Annotated in this window: 14 protein-coding genes; 6 read left to right on the forward strand and 8 right to left on the reverse strand. The window is 68.6% G+C overall.

Features of this window, described 5'->3' with window-relative positions; translation table 11 throughout:
* Window positions 1-61 precede the first annotated feature (61 nt).
* On the forward strand, window positions 62-3,211 hold the full coding sequence (locus MFF58_RS22260) for an efflux RND transporter permease subunit (protein ID WP_238291162.1): 3,150 nt from the start codon (window positions 62-64) through the stop codon (window positions 3,209-3,211).
* A gap of 1,151 nt (window positions 3,212-4,362) precedes the next feature.
* Complete coding sequence (locus tag MFF58_RS22265) at window positions 4,363-4,566, forward strand: hypothetical protein (RefSeq protein WP_238291163.1); 204 nt, start codon at window positions 4,363-4,365, stop codon at window positions 4,564-4,566.
* 198 nt (window positions 4,567-4,764) lie between these two features.
* Here MFF58_RS22265 and MFF58_RS22270 read toward each other — a convergent pair whose 3' ends face one another.
* Together MFF58_RS22270 and MFF58_RS22275 are read right to left on the reverse strand one after the other, a co-directional pair.
* The gene (locus tag MFF58_RS22270; protein ID WP_238291164.1) at window positions 4,765-4,971 is read right to left on the reverse strand and encodes a hypothetical protein; all 207 of its coding nucleotides are present in this window, start codon (window positions 4,969-4,971) and stop codon (window positions 4,765-4,767) included.
* Between the two features lie 4 nt (window positions 4,972-4,975).
* Window positions 4,976-5,128: a hypothetical protein gene (locus tag MFF58_RS22275; RefSeq protein ID WP_238291165.1), complete on the reverse strand. Its 153-nt coding sequence runs from the start codon at window positions 5,126-5,128 to the stop codon at window positions 4,976-4,978.
* Between the two features lie 170 nt (window positions 5,129-5,298).
* Here MFF58_RS22275 and MFF58_RS22280 point away from each other — a divergent pair, with 170 nt between their 5' ends.
* Together MFF58_RS22280 and MFF58_RS22285 are read left to right on the forward strand one after the other, a co-directional pair.
* Window positions 5,299-5,550, forward strand: coding sequence for a hypothetical protein (locus MFF58_RS22280; protein WP_238291166.1), 252 nt, complete (start codon window positions 5,299-5,301; stop codon window positions 5,548-5,550).
* 327 nt (window positions 5,551-5,877) lie between these two features.
* Window positions 5,878-6,972 (forward strand): NAD(P)/FAD-dependent oxidoreductase, encoded by a 1,095-nt coding sequence (locus tag MFF58_RS22285; RefSeq protein WP_238291167.1) that lies wholly within the window; start codon window positions 5,878-5,880, stop codon window positions 6,970-6,972.
* A 1,366-nt stretch (window positions 6,973-8,338) separates the two neighbouring features.
* Here the strand turns inward: MFF58_RS22285 and MFF58_RS22290 are convergent.
* The 6 genes from MFF58_RS22290 to MFF58_RS22310 form a co-directional block, all read right to left on the reverse strand.
* The gene (locus MFF58_RS22290; protein WP_238291168.1) at window positions 8,339-8,503 is read right to left on the reverse strand and encodes a Flp family type IVb pilin; all 165 of its coding nucleotides are present in this window, start codon (window positions 8,501-8,503) and stop codon (window positions 8,339-8,341) included.
* A gap of 363 nt (window positions 8,504-8,866) precedes the next feature.
* Window positions 8,867-9,001, reverse strand: coding sequence for a hypothetical protein (locus tag MFF58_RS32335; protein WP_279603335.1), 135 nt, complete (start codon window positions 8,999-9,001; stop codon window positions 8,867-8,869).
* Window positions 9,002-9,625: 624 nt separating this feature from the next.
* Window positions 9,626-9,814 (reverse strand): hypothetical protein, encoded by a 189-nt coding sequence (locus tag MFF58_RS22295; RefSeq protein WP_238291169.1) that lies wholly within the window; start codon window positions 9,812-9,814, stop codon window positions 9,626-9,628.
* 110 nt (window positions 9,815-9,924) lie between these two features.
* Window positions 9,925-10,299, reverse strand: coding sequence for a DUF4440 domain-containing protein (locus tag MFF58_RS22300; RefSeq protein WP_238291170.1), 375 nt, complete (start codon window positions 10,297-10,299; stop codon window positions 9,925-9,927).
* Window positions 10,300-10,478: 179 nt separating this feature from the next.
* Complete coding sequence (locus MFF58_RS22305; RefSeq protein ID WP_238291171.1) at window positions 10,479-10,922, reverse strand: DMT family transporter; 444 nt, start codon at window positions 10,920-10,922, stop codon at window positions 10,479-10,481.
* A 503-nt stretch (window positions 10,923-11,425) separates the two neighbouring features.
* Complete coding sequence (locus tag MFF58_RS22310; protein ID WP_238291172.1) at window positions 11,426-11,650, reverse strand: hypothetical protein; 225 nt, start codon at window positions 11,648-11,650, stop codon at window positions 11,426-11,428.
* Between the two features lie 1,097 nt (window positions 11,651-12,747).
* Between MFF58_RS22310 and MFF58_RS22315 the strand changes: the two genes are divergently transcribed.
* Both MFF58_RS22315 and MFF58_RS22320 read left to right on the forward strand, forming a co-directional pair.
* Window positions 12,748-15,708: an ATP-binding protein gene (locus MFF58_RS22315; RefSeq protein WP_373323374.1), complete on the forward strand. Its 2,961-nt coding sequence runs from the start codon at window positions 12,748-12,750 to the stop codon at window positions 15,706-15,708.
* Between the two features lie 372 nt (window positions 15,709-16,080).
* Complete coding sequence (locus MFF58_RS22320; protein ID WP_238291174.1) at window positions 16,081-16,710, forward strand: lytic transglycosylase domain-containing protein; 630 nt, start codon at window positions 16,081-16,083, stop codon at window positions 16,708-16,710.
* Window positions 16,711-16,848 lie beyond the last annotated feature (138 nt).

Consider the following 16,848-nt stretch of genomic DNA (forward strand, 5'->3'; position numbering starts at 1 on the left):
GGCCAGACGTTGCAACGCGGCCTCCACGACGGCGGTGCACGACCGGAAGTCACGACCCCGCATGTTCGCCCGCTTCGTCGATCGGCCGGTGCTGGCCGGCGTCATCTCCGTACTGATCACGCTGATCGGCGCGGTCGCCGGCCTGACCTTGCCGATCGCGCAGTTTCCCGAGATCGCCCCGCCGATCATCAACATCCAGGCGACCTATCCGGGTGCCAGCGCGCAGCAGGCCTACGAGGCGATCGCGATCCCGCTGGAGCAGGAGATCAACGGCGCCCAGAACCTGCTCTACATCAACTCCACCAGCAACACCGACGGCAGCGTCAGCATGGACGCCACCTTCGAGGTCGGCTCGGATCTCGACGCCGCAGCGGCGGAGGTTCTCACGCGTGCCAACCGGGCCGAGGCCAAGCTTCCGCCCTCGGTCAACGCGCAGGGCCTGGAGATCACGAAGAGTTCGCGCCAGCGGCTCGGCAACATCGTCCTCTACGCGGAAGACGGAGCGCCCTACGACGAGCTGTTCCTGGCCAACTGGGCTGAGACGCAGGTGATCAAGCCCCTGCGCCGGGTGCAGGGCATGGGCCGCATCGTCAATTTTTCCAACAAGCGGTATGCGATGCGGATCTGGCTCGATCCGCTGAAGATGGAAGCGCTCGGCATCAGCCCGGGCGCGGTCACGACCGCCATCACCCAGCAGAACGCCCAGATCACGACGGGCACGCTCGGCAAGCCCCCGGTCGATCAGGCGACCGCCTTCGAGCTGCAGCTCGTCACCCAGGGGCGTCTTCGCCAGCCTGAGGAGTTCGGCAGCATCCTCCTGCGCGCGAATCCGGACGGCTCCGTGGTCCGCATCCGCGACGTCGCCCGGGTCGAGCTCGGCTCCGAGCAGTACGGCGTCCGCTCGAGCTTCGACGGGGCACCCTCGGCCACGCTCGGGCTCTACCAGAACCCCGATGCCAACGCGGTGCAGGTGATGGAGGGCGCCCGCGCCACGATGGTGGACCTCGCCAAGCGCTTCCCGCCGGGCCTGAAGTACAAGATCGCCCTCGACCGCACGGAATTCGTCAAGGAGGCGATCTTCGAGGTGGTGCGGACCTTGTTCGAGGCGCTCGTCCTGGTCGTGATCGTCACCTATCTCTTCCTCCAGAACTGGCGGGCGACCCTGATCCCCGCCATCGCGGTGCCGGTGGCCCTGGTCGGCACGTTCGGGCCGATGGCCCTGCTCGGCTTCTCCTTCAACACCCTGAGCCTCCTCGGCATGGTGCTGGCGGTCGGCCTCGTGGTCGACGACGCGATCATCGTGGTCGAGAACACCGAGCGCCTGATGGACGACGGCATGGCGCCGCCCGAGGCGTCGCGCGAGGCCGTGACCGAGGTCGCGGGCCCCGTCATCGCCACCACCCTCGTCCTGGCCGCCCTCTTCGTCCCCGTGGCCTTCATCCCCGGCCTGACCGGCAAGCTCTACAACCAGTTCGCCCTGACCATCGCGATCTCGGTCCTGATCTCGGCCGTGGTCTCGCTCACCCTGACCCCGGCCTTGTGCGGGCTGATCCTCAGGCACCGGGCGCCGGGCGCCAAGGACGAGAGCCGGTGGCGCGCGCCCCTGCGCTGGTTCAACGCCGGGCTGGAGGGCGCGAGCCGCCGACTCGTTGCGGCGATCGCTTGGCTGACGGGCCACATCGCCCTGGTCGCGATCGTCTTCGTGCTCTTCGCCGCCCTGACCGTGTGGATGACGATGCAGCGCCCCTCGGGCTTCGTGCCGGACGAGGATCAGGGCTACTTCTTCGCCGACGTGGTCCTGCCGAAGGGGGCCTCCGTGGCGCGCACCGACAAGATGGTCGACCGTGTCGGCGAGGCCCTGCGGGAGATCCCGAGCGTGGAGCACACGATCGGGGTGACCGGCCGCAGCATCCTCGCGGATGCGATCGCGCCGTTCTACGGCTTCCAGATCCCGACGCTGAAGCCCTGGGGCGAGCGCGACACGAGCGTGACCGACGTCATCGCCACGGTGCAGAAGGGCTTCAAGCACGATCCCGATGGCCAGATCCGGGTGGTGAACCCCTCGCCGCTCCCCGGGCTCGGCTCACGCAGCGGCCTCACCCTGGAATTGCAGGACCGGAGTGGTACCGGCGGGCTCAGGCTCGCTGAGGCGGCCCAGCGCTTCATCGCCGAGATGGAGAAGCTGCCCTCGGTCGGCCGTGCCATCCCGACGACCAGCTACGGCGTCCCGCAAATGCGGCTCGAGATCGACCGGGCCAAGGCCGAGCAGCTCGGCGTGCCGCTCCAGAACCTGTTCGACGCCCTCGGGACCTATGTGGGCTCGAGCTTCGTCAACCTCTTCAATCGCTTCGGCTACGTCTACCAGGTCTACGTGCAGAGCGAGGCCTCGGGCCGCCGGACGATCGAGGACGTCGAGGCGCTCACCGTGCTCAACAATCGCGGCGAGCCCGTGCGGGTCGGCTCGCTGATCCAGACGCATTTCGTCACCGGCCCGACCGCGGTCCTGTCCTACAACACCTACCCGACCATCGAGATCGCGGTGGACACGGCGGCCGATGCCAGTTCGGGCACCGCCATCGCGGCGATCGAGTCCCTGGCCGAAGCCAAACTGCCGTCCGCCTACGCGGTGGAATGGACCGACGTCGCCTACCAGGAGAAGATTGCCGGCGGCTACGCGCCGCTGATCTTCGGCCTCGGCACGCTGATGATCTTCCTGCTGCTGGCCGGGCAGTACGAGTCCCTGCGCCTGCCCTTCGTGATCCTGCTCGGCACGCCGATCGCGATCTTCGGCGCGGTGGGCTTCCTGGCCATCCGGGGGCTCGCCCTCGACATTTTCGGACAGGTCGGTCTCCTGCTTCTGGTCGGGTTGGCAGCCAAGAACTCGATCCTGCTCGTCGCGTTCGCCGAAGATCTGCGCAAACAGGGCGAGGACGTCCTCAAGGCGGCCCAGGACGCGGCGCGGCTGCGCATGCGCCCGATCCTGATGACCTCGTTCGCGTTCATCATGGGCTCGGTGCCGCTCGCCATCGCCAGCGGCGCCGGGGCCAATGCCCGGGTCTCGATGGGCACCGTGGTGATCGGCGGCCTGCTGGTGGCGACCTTCATCACCCTGTTTGTCACGCCGACCTTCTACGTCGCGTTCGAGCGGCTCCTGGGCAAGCCCGTCGCCTCAGGGGCGTACGAGAGCGCGGCCTCTCAGCCCGCCGAGTGACACGCGGGTTCGAACGGCTCGCAAGATCCCGCTGCCGCGGTGGATCGCGCCGACCAGGGCCGACACCGCCCCGGCCCGCTCGGGAAGCCCGTTCAGCGCGCCCGCCACCGCGCTGGCGACGATAAACCCGGTCGCCACCACAGCAAGCGACCTGCTGGGCATCGTGCCATACCGACACCCGCCGGCCGATCCCGGCGGATCGGTCCGTGCCGCTCCGATGTGGTCCGCCGCGATCCCGGTGGGGTTGGTGGATGGAGGGCGCGCGATCATGCGGCCGTCGGTGCGGACGGACCAGACGCTCACCGGGTCGGAGCGCCCCGCCGCCGGACTCTCCCCCGTCGTGGAGGAGAACCGCGGCAAGCGCCGGGTCGACCCATGCCGGCTCGCTGGCCGCCGGCGGGATTCTGCGGGTGGCTCTGCGGGCGGCTCTGCGCGATCGGGATCGACGTGTCCTCGGCGTAGCCGCGGCGGGGCATCAGAATATGCTTTCCTGGTGCAGTGCCCCGCATTTTCGGCAGCGGTAGAGTTGCTCGGCGGTGCGCCAGTTCCGCCCCGGCCGTACGAAGGGATCGCCAACGGGCTGCCGGTCATGTCGGCACCAACCCTGTCGGGCCGCACGTGCCCGTGCGGCGATCGCCCGCCCGATGCCGGCGAAAGCCCGCCCGATGCCGGCGATCGCACTCATGCAGCCCCCGCGATCTCGTCCGCGCCTGCCCGGGCCAATAGACTATTGACAAGCTGGCATGGCCTGAATTCAGTAGTTTGTGCAGGCCGGCTGCGCTTGCAATCCGAGTAGTCATCTTGAAAAAAGCGGGTGCCAACCGGCTTTAGGCCGTGTCTAGGGGGCAATCGGCGATGAGCGGCAGCGTCCCAAAGCACACCTTCGCTGTAGCCGTGCGCGTCAAGCGGTCGGGCCAAGAGGCGGCTGTGCTTCCTCGCGCCGAGCCGGAGCCGCGCCTTCCGAGGCTGCGACCGTGCGAGATCGCAGCCGCCGCTGGCTTCAGCGCGGTGCGGCGTGCGCTCGAGGAGATGCTTGTCGATGAGCATCTAGAGACCTGATCGAATCGGGCAGCGTTTCTGCTGCCCAGGGGCGACAGGGCACACAATGGTCCTGCTCGTCCGCCGCATCCACGCAAGACCGGGACAGCGCGATGCCAGACGACGAGGAAGACGGCGCGGCCCCGTCCTGGAAAGAGGTTGGCGAGGGCGAGGCGACCAGCCGGAAGAAGCTTATCGAGGGCGGCGGCCCGCATCAGCCGCCCCCGGCCGGAGAACCCTTGGGGAAGGATCGTCCGACCGGCACCGTGTCCGAAGACGAAGAGACCGGTCCCGTCGATCGGCCGAAGGGTACGTAGCCCCTCAGCCACGGGCTCCTCCCGTCGCGGGAGCGGCGCGAGTCGTCGACCGCTCCCGGCGCTCGCGGGGGCGCGTCGCCCAGGCCTCCGCCTGCTCATCGCGCCCGGTCCGCGGGTATCCCACGGCTTCGCGCAGGGACGCCCCGGTCGCGATGCCGCGCGTGCCGTCGCGGTACGGGGCGGCGATCTGCCCATGGCTCAGGCACCAGCCTGATCGAACGGGTAGTCGGGGTCGCGTCGCGGATCGTCCGGCGGCAGCACGGCCCGCAGGGCCTCGCGGATGGCGATCTGCAGCTCGGCACAGGCCTGCACGTTCGCCTTCGTGCGGCGGACGCCGGCCGCCCTGGTTCCGGCAACCATCAGGTCGAGGCTGATCTGGTCGAGGCTGGTAAGGCGGCGGGCCATGGAGCTACTCCCCGGACGCGCTGCAAGCGGCGTCGATCGCCGCGTGCCCGGCCTCGGTGATCCTAGCCTGGACAAGGCCCATCAGGCTGCCGACGTAGAGCCGGTCGAGGCGGCGCAGGGCATTGGCGTCGGGGCAGGAGCGCTTGTCGCCCCGCATCCTCGTCGCCCGGCGGCGGGGGCGAGGCGGGGGCGCGAGCAATTCGAACCCAGTCTTTCAGTCGGCAGTAAGCATGTATTGAAAGGCTTTGAACTGCCAAAACCGTGCGCAATTCCTTGGCAATAAGCGGTCCTATTAGTGTGATCGTAGATTTGGCTGGGATGCTTGCGATGGACGAGAAACGGTTCTCCGGGCGGACGGACTGCTTCAGCGCAGCCCACATCGTGGATGAGGACACCGGCAAGCGACTGCGGTGCTTGGTGTGGAATATGTCCGATACGGGCGCGCTGCTCGAGGCCGGCGAGGAAGACGGCGTTCCGGAGGCCTTCACGCTCCTGACCGCGATCGACCAGACCTCGCGGCGCTGCAGGGTGGTCAGGCGCACAGGGGCCCGTTTCGGCGTCCTCTTCATAGGAAGCTGAGGCGCGGTATCCCTGCAAGCGGGGCACCGCATGCCGCAGCCGAACTGGGCCGCGTCTCGGACCCAGGCGTCTCGGACCCAGGCGTCTCGGACCCGGGCCGTCGAGGCACCGGATCGAGGCCCGGTCGCAGGCCGAACCCGCAATCCCAGTCCGCGCTCTGCGGACGCTCGACGCCGGGCCGAATCTGTGGAGCGCTCCGGGTCATCGGCCATCCTCCGCGCTGACCCGCTCCCCGAACGCTCGCCCAGTTGACGGATCGGCCGACGCCTCGCGTCCGTCGCTGCTCGGCCCTTGCCGCACGCACCGCGTCCCCGCTATCGCAGCGCTATGGAAGTCCTCGTCGTCGGCGCTGGAATCGTGGGTCTCGCCGTGGGGCGCGCACTGGCGCGCCGCGGTCACAGCGTCATCGTCGCGGAGAAGACCGGCGCCATCGGATCGGGTGTCTCCTCGCGCAACTCCGAGGTCATCCACGGCGGGATGTACTATCCTTCGGGCTCGCTCCGGGCCCGGCACTGTGTGGCGGGGCGGCGCCTGCTCGTCGCCTTCTGCGAGAGCCATCGTGTGCCGTATCGGCTGTGCGGAAAGCTGATAGTGGCGACCGCCGAAGCCGAGGTGCCGAAGATCGAGGCGATCCACCGTCAAGGTCTCGCGAACGGCGTCGAGGATCTCGCGATGCTGGACGGTTCGGCCGCCAGGACGCTCGAACCGAACCTCGTCTGCTTCGCCGCCCTGCACTCGCCCGCGACTGGCATCGTCGACAGCCACGCGCTGATGCTGGCGCTCCAGGGCGCGATCGAAGACGCCGGCGGATCGATGGCCTTCCACACGCCGATCCTGCGCCTCGATCGGGAGGGCCGCGGCTGGCTCGCCCGCTTCGGCGGCCCGGATCCGGGCGAGATACCGGTCGACGCGGTCGTGAACACGTCGAGCTTCGGCGCTCAGGCACTGGCGCGAGAGACCGACGGCTATCCGCCCGAACGCGTGCCTAAACTCGTTCTCGCCAAGGGGAGCTACTTCGGCTGCATGGGCCGTCCTGCCTTCACGCGGCTGATCTATCCCGCCCCGGTGGAGGGTGGCCTTGGGATCCACCTCACGCTCGATCTGGCCGGGCGGATGAAGTTCGGCCCCGACGTCGAGTGGGTGGACGACCACATGTACGAGGTCGACCCCGCCCGCGAAGCGGCCTTCCGCCAGGCGATCCGACGCTACTGGCCCAGCGTGCCTGACGGCGCGCTCTTCCCCGACTATGCCGGCATCCGTCCGAAGCTCACGGGACCAGGCGAGCCCGCGGCCGACTTCCGGATCGATGGTCCGGCCGAGCACGGATTATCCGGGCTGGTTCACCTCTTCGGCATCGAGAGCCCAGGACTGACCTCGAGCCTGTCTATCGCCGAGGACGTAGCGGACCGGTTGGAGGCCTGAAACACCCGGTCTCTGCACGCGGGACGCGGAGCGAGAGCGGGCCGACGGAAGGCCTACGCTTGGGAGTTGGAGCGGCACGGCCTGCGCGCGGGATCGGCATGCCGCCCGCGCCGGACGAAGACGCCTGATGCTCCGCACACAGGCCGGCGAGCCTCCGATGTGGATTGGAGCCGGCGCACTTATCGGCGTCATCATCGCCGGGATCGTTCAGGAGAGGCGGGGGGCGCCGGATCAACCTGCCTCCTTACAGCCTCTACATCCCGTGAAGGAGGACAACTGAGCTCCGCCGGCGGCCGCCGCGCGGGGCTTTTCCGTTTCAGGCCTCCTCCGAACGGGGGATGTGCTGAGACGTCTGCCGTTGCTACCAATGGAGCGAGCTCCAAGCTCAACCCCGACTCAGCCCACCTGGCAGTTTGCCGCGGTGGGCTGTTCTTCGACTGGAGCGGCTATCGGTCCGATCTGGATCGAGGCTCATTCCCCTCGACACTTGGATTCAGAGAAGCCCGCCCGGCCCCGTCGCGGCGGGCTCTTACGTACGCGGTCCCCGCGCTCCAGATCTGACCGGCGCCACTGCGGCGTGGCGGCTCTGACCGATGCCGGTGGGGCGCCCGCATCATCCGCGTGCACGTCGCAGACGCGCCGACAGCGCGGCGCGAAACGGCTCGATCTGATCCCTGCGCGAGGTGTTGGTCTCCGATCCGCGCTTCCGAGAGGCGCTGGGTAAGCAGCCGTCAAGATCGGATCTATGGGGTCGATCGTTCTCGAAGACTGGTCCGTCAAATCATCAGGCCGATCAGCTTCGATGCGCCCCACCAAACGGCCCAGCACCAGAACGCGATGGTGACGAGGAGGGCGATCAACACCAGCGACGTGAGCAGGGATTGGTTCAGCCATCTAAGACGGAGGCTGCGCTTCTGCTCGGGGGGCGGGAGCTGAGTTCGACCGCCCTCATTTTCAGCGCTGCCTAGCATAAGTTAATTTCAATCGCTGTATTAACAAAGGCCAGTACCGGCATGCAGGCTGATACTTGGCTGCTTTGAATGCTCCCGTGACAACGATGGTTCCACTCGGCCTCGGCCACGTGGTTGTGAGCGGCGGCAACCCGCGTGACCATCGGCCCTGGCCATCGCGACCCGCCTGTCAGACCGACGTCCTACCGCTGCTCCGCCGCCCCGTGCGTAGACCGGGGCGGGGCTGAGCGTGCAGAGCCGCTTGCGGCAGGTGTCGAGAGCGGCGCAGCGGTCAGGCCGCCCGACCTGTCATCGACGTGGGCTTCCCTGTCCGTCATGCACCGGTACGGTCGCGGCTGCGCCTCTCCCTGCAATCTCATGCGCGTGAGAGAGCATCAGATTCAGGACGGACGTACTCAGTTCAAGTTTCCGGCGATGGCGGTGAACTTGGTGCTCAACGACGTTCCGACAACTTGAAGCGTGCCGATGATGGCAACCGCGATCAGTGCGGCGATCATGCCGTACTCAATCGCCGTCGCGCCGTCATTCTCGGCCATGAATCTTTGAACAAGCTGACGCATCTTCCATCCCAGTGTTTGCCACAAGGATGCATGCGGCCGTCCGTCTTAATGGCCGATTACTTTTCAGTCCGACTATTGCGATATGTAAATAGAGTTATAAAGGGCGCTTGTCGAGAAAATTGTTCGCAATTGATTTGAGCATCTGCGCCCAAACATATGTGCTGATCGCAGCCGCCGAAGGCCGCGAGCTGTGGGCAGGTTCGGCCCACCTCCGAGCAACCGCTTCCGCGATGTCGTGCAGAACCCTGGGCGGCAGATGGCGAAGGCGGGGTGAGGTGTTGTGTCGACGCAATCGTGAATGGCGGAGAACAAGCGAAGGGCCGGAAGACGAGATGCGTCATCCGGCCGATAGATCTGCTGCGGCTACTTCTTCGAAGCTGAGGCGGGCTTGGCAGTCACCATAGTCCCCTTGGTCGACGGCGCCGAGGCGTTCGTCTTCACCTTCGGTGCTTTGGGCTTCTTTGCCTCGCGGTTGCCGCGCTTGTTTTCCGAAGCCATGGGTCTCTCCCGGTGAAGATCACTGACCTAGGCCGCCCGGGCCGGGCGACCGACAGCGCGCCGTCCAGGGACGTAGGCCATCGCGCATCCCCGCAGGATAGCCGCGCGGGAGGCGATGTCGAGGGAACGAACCGGCGCCGCAGAACGCTCAGCCGACGACATTCCGGGAGCGGTCGCGGCGACGGAGGCGATCCGCCATCGGCTGGTCGTCCTCGCCGAAGGTGCGGACTTCGATGGAACGGTCTCCGCGCCGCTCGAATGGCATGGCCCATGGGGGGGCGCTGTCCCCGTCGGGTCGAGGCGCTCCGCCGCCATCCTGAGTGTTGATCTGAACAAGCCGGGTTAGCACCTCTTCAAAGCTGGGGTGTCTCGTGACAGCTTCGATGGCGGCGGCTGTCGCGATCACGTCGCGTCGCCTGTCGGGCGCCGATGAGGGCTACGCCAGGATCATGGCCGCCCCTGCTGGGGTCGGGGCGGCGCTGTCTTGTCCGCCGTGCGTGTCGATGAGAACACGATCTTGATCGGCGACGGAAGCGTGCTGCCTGACGCCGGGCAGGAGCCGGCGCGAGGGACGCGCGAGGGTGCGGGACGAGACTGCGAGAGGGCCCAAACAGGGCTCACAGTTCAGACTGAGACGCGACCGGATTTTGAGTCGACACCGCTCTTCATGGCTTCTTCGTCTGCGATAGCTTTATCAATCGCCTCAATCTCGGCCTGTACGTTCTGGATACTCTCCTGCTGATCCACCAGCTTGCGGCGTTCCATCACCATCTCCTCGCGTAGCTTCCGCAAGGCCTCGACCGGGCTCAGCATGGATTGCTCCTATCAGGGCGCGCCGCCCCAGCTCTTCGCCGTTCCAAGGGTTGAAGCCGATGCGGGCGACCTCGAGGGCGACCCGAACGGGCCGCCCCGTACCCCGCCGATCAGCCGCTGACTTCCGCGGCCGGTGTCACGAGCGGAGGCGTCTGCTGGTGCTGCACGACGCGCCAGACCTCATGCTCCAGCCGTCGGTAAGTCGAGGTGCAGCGTGCCTCGTATGCCTCGCCCTCGCGGCTCGCCTTCGCATGATAGGCAATCACGATGAGGCCTTCCTGAGGACGGCTGATCCGCTCGTCGGAGATCTCGATCTGGGACCACCGCGGCGTGGAGGCGACCGCCTCGATCGCCTGGGTCCCGCTCAGGACGAACGGCGGCTGCGGCAGCACCATCAGGCATTCGTCGTCGACCAGCTCGCGATAGTGATCAGCGTCGCAGGTCCACAGGCTCTTCTCGAACGACCACACCCGATCATCGTCCACGGCGCTCTCCCTGGTTCTTCGAATCGTCGAGGAAAGCGGACGGCCGGCACGTTCGTTCCGCTTTCGATCCGGCGACGACGGGGTGGGTCCGTTGCCCTACGCCTCGCGCAGCTGCACGCGCGGCCGCTCGCTGTTTTCCGTGACGACGATCACGCCCGCGGCTTCGAGGGCGACAGCGATCAGAACAGCGCGACGAGGGCCACCCCGGCCACCATGAGTAAGCCACCCAGGATCCGCCAGACGCTGGCAGGATGTCGTTCGAAGCCAACCCAGCCAAAGTTGTCCAGCACGATCGAGGTCACCACGCCGGCCGTGACGAGGAGGCCGAGGAATGGGGCGGCTCCGATCTGACGGGCCACGAGGAACTGAGCCAGGATGATGCAGCCGCCGAGGATCCCGCCGAGCCACGCCCACCACGGCATCGCCGCAGCCTGAGCCGCCGTCGGCCAAGCGAGCTTGCCTGAGAGAAGGCCGACGACGAGAATGCACGTCGCGGTGCCGGCGACCACGACGAGGCCGGCGGTCAGAGACTCGTCCAACCCCTTTGAGAGAGCACCGTTCTGCCCTGCCTGGATGGCATTGGCGACGCCAGCCAGCAGTACGAAGGCGTAGAGGTACCACATGGCTGAGATCCTATCCGGTGAGATCTCATAGGTAGGGCGAACCAGCAGGACGCTGCGCACGCTCGCCAGCGGCACGAGGTCTTGCGCCCGGGCCCCGCCTCCAGCGCCGGTCCTGACCCGGTCGTACTTGCGGCCGATGGTATCTCGTACACGGCCTCGGAGGGCTGGCTCAGGGAATCGGCTGACGGCAGCGAGAATGTCGGCGGCGGGTCTGGTCCGGACGAAGGGTCGGGCGCGTCGGCGGTGCAGCGTTCGAGCGCCGCCTGCGGGTCGACACGCCTTCGACCTTGGCCGCGAAGCTTGGCCGTGAGGGAGGAATCGCGCGAGCGCTTGATCGTGCGCAGCCGATGCGGCCGGAGCCGGTGGGCTGCCCCGGATCCGCTGCACGGCGCGCAACGCGATCGCGACGGAGGGAGAGGCTCCTCGCTGACGTCGCACGCCCTCTCCTCATCAGCGCCGCAGTGCCACCGCCCCGGCATATCGGCCTACTCTGGTCGTTCGTTTCAGGAGCGGGCGATCCGTTTGATCGCAGCGGTGATCTCGTCGCGGAGCAAGTCGTCGTCGAGCTCCGGGTCGTCGAGGTCGAGATCCGCCGCGCGAGCGGCATCCTTCAGGCGGGCAATCTCGTCGGTGACCCATTCATCAAGGCCGCGGTCTCGCCGAGCGGAGCTGTCGTGGACGTTCGCGGCGATCCAGTCCCGCATGAAGCTCGATGCCTGTTCGGCCACGGTGGTTCTCCTGTCTGGCGCTACGCATACGCGATGTAGGGGGCCGACGATCCGCGTGAGGATCAGGCGGGCCTGCGCGTCGCGATCCGCCGCCTGACGGTGGATCAGGCGGGCAGGGGCTTCGAGAGGGCCATTCCGATCGCAGGTGTCTGCGGCGTGGCGCTCGTGCGGAAAGGGCTCGACGCGGCTGGCATCCCGTCTGGCCCGGTCTTCCGGCCGGTCTGGCAGTCGGGGCGGGTGCGAGCCGTGGACGAGTTGCCCACCCCACCGCGCGTCACAGACCGGTCCGCCGCCAGCATCCCACGGGACTACGGCCCGGCCGCGAGGCTCGATGCCTCAACCTTCCAGGTCCACTCCCTGCGAGCCGGCCGCATGCTGGCCATCGACGCGGCGCGCGTGACGGTCCGGGACATCACCAGTCGCGCGGGCATGCCTCTGGCTGGATGACTTGGCCACACCCACTCGAGGTCTGCTTCCGGGCTGCCCGCAGGGACGGCTGGAAGACTGCAGGGGGCGCGAAGCCGCCGGACGAGGCTGACGCCGTGCAGGGCCTCCCTCCTGCAAGCACCCGGCTCTCGAGCCGCCCTGGTTGCATCCGAAACGACATATGGGTTGTTGCGGCAGGAATGGGGGCCAGCCATGGTCCACCCATGAGCCAGCAGGATACCGCAGCCCAGATCCTGTTCGCCGGCAAGGGCGAGATCCAGCGTCTGGCACGCGACCTCGACTGGTCCGCGACACCGCTTGGCCCCGTGGCGGGCTGGCCGCAGAGCCTCCGCTCGACGGTGCGCACGCTGCTGTCCTCCCAGTACCCGATGATCCTGACCTGGGGACCCGCGTTCACGCAGATCTACAACGACGCCTACGCCAAGCTGATCGGCGCAGGGCATCCGGCAGCGCTGGGCGGCGACATCCGCACCACGCTGGCGGCGAGTTGGGACACACTCGGTCCGATGATCGCCCGCGTCATGCGCACCGGCGAGGCGAACTGGACCCCGGCCCTGCCGCTGCTGATGGAGCGGGCGGGCTACCGGGAGGAGGCCTACTTCAGCGTCTCGCACGCGCCGGCCGAGGACGACGACGGCCGCATCGTCGGGATGCTGGCCGTCTGCAGCGAAGTCACCGCGCAGGTCGTCGGCGAGCGTCGGCTGGGCTTGCTGCGCGATCTCGCGGCCAAGGCCGGCGAGACCCGCAGCGTCGAGACGACCTGCGCCGACATTGCGGGCGCGCTCACCGACGACCGGCTCGACCTCCCCTTCTCGCTCCTCTTCCTGCGTGAGCCGGATGGCGGCCTACGGCGGGCCGCGGCGACCGGCATCGGCGCCGACCATCCCGAGGCCGCGCCGGCGGGCGCCGCGTGCTGGCCTCTCGCGCGCGCGCTCGCGGGAGAGGTCGTCTCGGTCGATGGACTGGCCGATCGTCTCTCGCTGCCGGCCGGCTTCTGGGCGGATCCGACCGACAGTGCCCTCGTCCTCCCGCTCGCCGGAGAGGCCGGCTCAGTTGCGCTCGGTGTCGTCGTGCTCGGCGCGAGCCCGAGCCGCGCACTCGACGAGGATTACCGCGGCTTCCTGCAGATCGTCGCAGGCCAGATCTCGACGGCCCTGCGCAATGCCCGCGCCCACGAGGAGGAGCGGCGCCGCGCTGAAGCGCTGGCCGAACTCGACCGCGCCAAGACCCAGTTCTTCTCCAATGTCAGCCACGAGTTCCGCACGCCGCTGACCCTGATGCTCGGCCCGCTGGAAGAGGTGCTGGCGTCCGACCGCCTCGAAGAGCGCGCCCGTGCCGAGCTGGACGTGGCCTACCGCAATGCGCTGCGCCTCCTGCGCCTCGTCAACACGCTCCTCGACTTCTCGCGCGTCGAAGCCGGTCGCGCCCAGGCCACCTTCGCTCAGGTCGACCTCGCCGCCCTGACGGCGGACCTTGCCAGCACCTTCCGCTCGGCAGTCGAGCGCGGCGGGCTGAGCCTGCGGGTCGACTGCCCAGCGCTGCCCGAGCCCGTCTTCGTCGACCGGGACATGTGGGAGAAGATCGTCCTCAACCTGCTCTCGAACGCCTTCAAGTTCACCTTCCAGGGCGGCATCGCCGTCCGGCTGGAGCCGACGCCGGGCGCTGTCCGGCTGACGGTCACCGACACGGGCGTCGGCATCCCGGCCGAGATCTTGCCGCGCATCTTCGAGCGCTTCCACCGCGTCGAGAGCAGCCGCAGCCGCTCGCACGAGGGGTCGGGCATCGGCCTCGCGCTCGTGCGCGAGCTCGCGGGCATGCATGGCGGTACCGTCGCAGTCGAGAGCCGGGTCGAGCGGGGCACCACCTTCACCGTGACGGTCCCAACCGGGCGAGAGCATCTGCCACCGGATCGGATCGCGGACGCGCCCGAGGCCCTGCGGCACGGCGGCCATGCCCGAGCCTACAGCGAGGAGGCTCTCCGGTGGCTTCCCGACGGGACCGCCGTGACGAACGTCGTCCCGCTGCGACGTGAGCTCGAATCTCGGCGCGACGCACAGGAGCGCGCGCGCATCGTGCTGGCGGACGACAACGCCGACATGCGCGCCTATGTCCACCGCCTGCTCGGGCTCGATCATGAGGTGGTCTCCGTCCCCGACGGTGGGGCGGCCCTGGCCGCTCTCCGCGAGGCGCCGACCGACCTGCTCCTGACGGACGTGATGATGCCGGTGCTGGACGGCATGGCGCTCACCCGTGCGGTGCGGGCCGACCCGGCCCTGCGCACCGTGCCGGTCATCATGCTCTCGGCCAGAGCGGGCGCTGAGGCCGGCATCGAGGGATTGGAGGCCGGCGCGGACGACTACCTCGTCAAGCCTTTCTCGGCCCGCGAACTGCAGGCGCGCGTCAGGACGAACCTCGAACTGGCGCGCCTCCGGCGAGAGACCGAGGAACAGACTGCGCAGGCCCGCAAGATGGAGGCTGTCGGCCAACTCACGAGCGGGGTGGCGCACGATTTCAACAACCTGCTGGCCGCCGTGATGGGCTCGGTCGAGCTGGCCGAACGCCGGGTCAGCGACGAGCGCGTCCTGCGCCTTCTGCACAACGCCTATCAGGCGGCCAAGCGCGGCGCGGCGCTCACCGAGCAGCTTCTCGCCTTCTCGCGGCGGCAGCGCCTGGAGGCGCGCTCGACCGACCTGAACGGTGTGCTGTCCGGGATGGCCGACCTCCTCCACCGGACGCTCGGCGGTACGGTCGCCGTCTCGACGCGCCTTGCTGCCGACCTCTGGCCCGCGATGGCCGATCCGAATCGGATCGAGCTCGCGGTACTGAACCTCGCCGTGAACGCGCGCGACGCGATGCCGAAGGGAGGCGAGCTCCGGATCGAGACCGCGAACTTCGCGGCTGCCGAGCCACGCCCGGCGGCCCTCCCGCCCGGCGCGTTCGTTCGCCTGAGCGTGACGGATACCGGGGAGGGTATGCCGCCCGAGGTCCTTGCGCGCCTGTTCGAGCCCTTCTTCACGACCAAGCCCCAGGGCCAGGGCACCGGGCTCGGCCTCGCCCAGGTCTACGGCACGGCGAAGCAACTCGGGGGCGAGGTGACGGTGGACAGCCGCGTCGGTGAGGGCACGCGCGTGGCGCTGTACCTGCCCCGGGCCGCGATGGGCGTGGCGCATCCGGACGCCACCTCCGCAACGCTGCCGGAGGCGTCGGGCGGCCTGCGCGTCCTGCTGGTGGACGACGACGGCCAGGTGCGATCCACGGCGGCGGCGATGCTGGAGGAGATGGGCCATACGGTCATCGCTGCGAGCTCCGGCGCGGAGGCGTTGCGCCTCCTTGCAGGCCAGGACACGGTCGACCTGCTCGTGGCCGATCACGCCATGCCGGGGATGACCGGGAGTGCGCTGGTGACCCGGGCTGCCGCGGACCGGCCGGCCCTGCGCGTTCTGCTGATGACCGGCTACGCGGAGGCCGCGGCCCTGCCGGACGCGGCTTTGGTCCTGCGCAAACCGTTCACCTTCGCGGACTTGGCTCAGGCGGTGCGGCACGCGCTGACGGTCGACGGCAGCCACGTCCTGCGATTCGCACGGTGTGGCGAGCCGGCGGCGAGCGTCTGATCGCCGGAGCTGGACACTGACTGGTGCAGGTGATGGGAGGCTGCCTCTGTCGCTTCACCGCAATCAACAGGGCAGGCCCTCCGCAGGGGGGCGATCGCTGACCAAGTTCCCTGCGCTGTGTGGTAGCCTGCTCCTAAATCGGCCTGTTTTCAGGATGATCACCCTGAATGCAGGTGGGGCAGTGCTTTTAAGGCAAGAATGCAGGATCTATCGCCGATCGGTAAGCGTGAATTCTGGGCGCGGGCCGATCGCAGCGCCGCCCGCAGGCGCGTGCGGTCGCTGGTTCTGAGGAGCAGCAGGCCCGCTGTCCTCATGGCGGCGGCGTGTCTCGGAGCCGCGCCGACGCTCCTTCCTCCGCAACCTGAGCTCGGAGTGGTTGCTCCGGTCGCCGCCGTTCCAGTCCCCACCCCGCGGCTGCCCGGCATGGTCGCGCTCATGTCGGCCGACGGCGCCATCGCCAATTTCGTCCAGATCTACCTGACGGCCGTGAACGCGGCGGCAGCGATCCCCCAATATGTCGGGACGCTCCAGGACACGTGGCTGAACGCCTTCTACGGCGACAAACAGCGCCTGAAGCAGTTCATCGAGCACACGGCCGACGCCAACGGCTTGCCGGGAGATTTTTTCCTGCGGCTCCTGCAGCAGGAAAGCGGGCTTGATCACCGCGTGGTTAGTCGCGCCGGGGCTCAGGGCGTGGCGCAGTTCATGCCCGCGACGGCAGCCGAGCGCGGTCTGGTGGATCCCTTCGATCCCTTCGAGGCGATACCGAAGGCGGCCGAGTTTCTGCGCGAGCAGCGGGCAGCGTTGGGCAGCCTGGGCATGGCGGCGGCCGCCTACAATGCGGGCCCGCAGCGCGTGAGGAACTGGCTCACCGGCCGCTCATCGCTGCCGCAGGAGACGAGGGCCTACGTCGCCAAGATCACGGGTCGTTCCGCCGACGACTGGCGGCAAGGTGGTGACCTGCTCGCCATCGCCGAGCCGGGGGCCCGGAACGGCTGGTGATTGCGACCGCAGGGTCGCGACCTCGCCTCCGGCAACCGGTTCACGAACGTGGCGCTGAACCGGGGGAGGGCGACGGCGCGGGCGGACGGGCGCGTTGACCGGTTTCGCGGTGAACACCCGCTCGGCTGACCGATCGTC

Source organism: Methylobacterium longum (assembly GCF_022179385.1).
GTDB classification, from domain to species: Bacteria; Pseudomonadota; Alphaproteobacteria; order Rhizobiales; family Beijerinckiaceae; genus Methylobacterium; species Methylobacterium longum.

What these genes read in the sequence shown, in the direction of transcription:
- MFF58_RS22260 (WP_238291162.1), top strand. Translation starts at nt 62, where the DNA reads ATGTTCGCCCGCTTCGTCGATCGGCCGGTGCTGGCCGGCGTCATCTCC.
- MFF58_RS22265 (WP_238291163.1), top strand. Translation starts at nt 4,363, where the DNA reads ATGCCAGACGACGAGGAAGACGGCGCGGCCCCGTCCTGGAAAGAGGTT.
- MFF58_RS22270 (WP_238291164.1), bottom strand. Translation starts at nt 4,971, where the DNA reads ATGGCCCGCCGCCTTACCAGCCTCGACCAGATCAGCCTCGACCTGATG.
- MFF58_RS22275 (WP_238291165.1), bottom strand. Translation starts at nt 5,128, where the DNA reads ATGCGGGGCGACAAGCGCTCCTGCCCCGACGCCAATGCCCTGCGCCGC.
- MFF58_RS22280 (WP_238291166.1), top strand. Translation starts at nt 5,299, where the DNA reads ATGGACGAGAAACGGTTCTCCGGGCGGACGGACTGCTTCAGCGCAGCC.
- MFF58_RS22285 (WP_238291167.1), top strand. Translation starts at nt 5,878, where the DNA reads ATGGAAGTCCTCGTCGTCGGCGCTGGAATCGTGGGTCTCGCCGTGGGG.
- MFF58_RS22290 (WP_238291168.1), bottom strand. Translation starts at nt 8,503, where the DNA reads ATGCGTCAGCTTGTTCAAAGATTCATGGCCGAGAATGACGGCGCGACG.
- MFF58_RS32335 (WP_279603335.1), bottom strand. Translation starts at nt 9,001, where the DNA reads ATGGCTTCGGAAAACAAGCGCGGCAACCGCGAGGCAAAGAAGCCCAAA.
- MFF58_RS22295 (WP_238291169.1), bottom strand. Translation starts at nt 9,814, where the DNA reads ATGCTGAGCCCGGTCGAGGCCTTGCGGAAGCTACGCGAGGAGATGGTG.
- MFF58_RS22305 (WP_238291171.1), bottom strand. Translation starts at nt 10,922, where the DNA reads ATGTGGTACCTCTACGCCTTCGTACTGCTGGCTGGCGTCGCCAATGCC.
- MFF58_RS22315 (WP_373323374.1), top strand. Translation starts at nt 12,748, where the DNA reads ATGCTGGCCGTCTGCAGCGAAGTCACCGCGCAGGTCGTCGGCGAGCGT.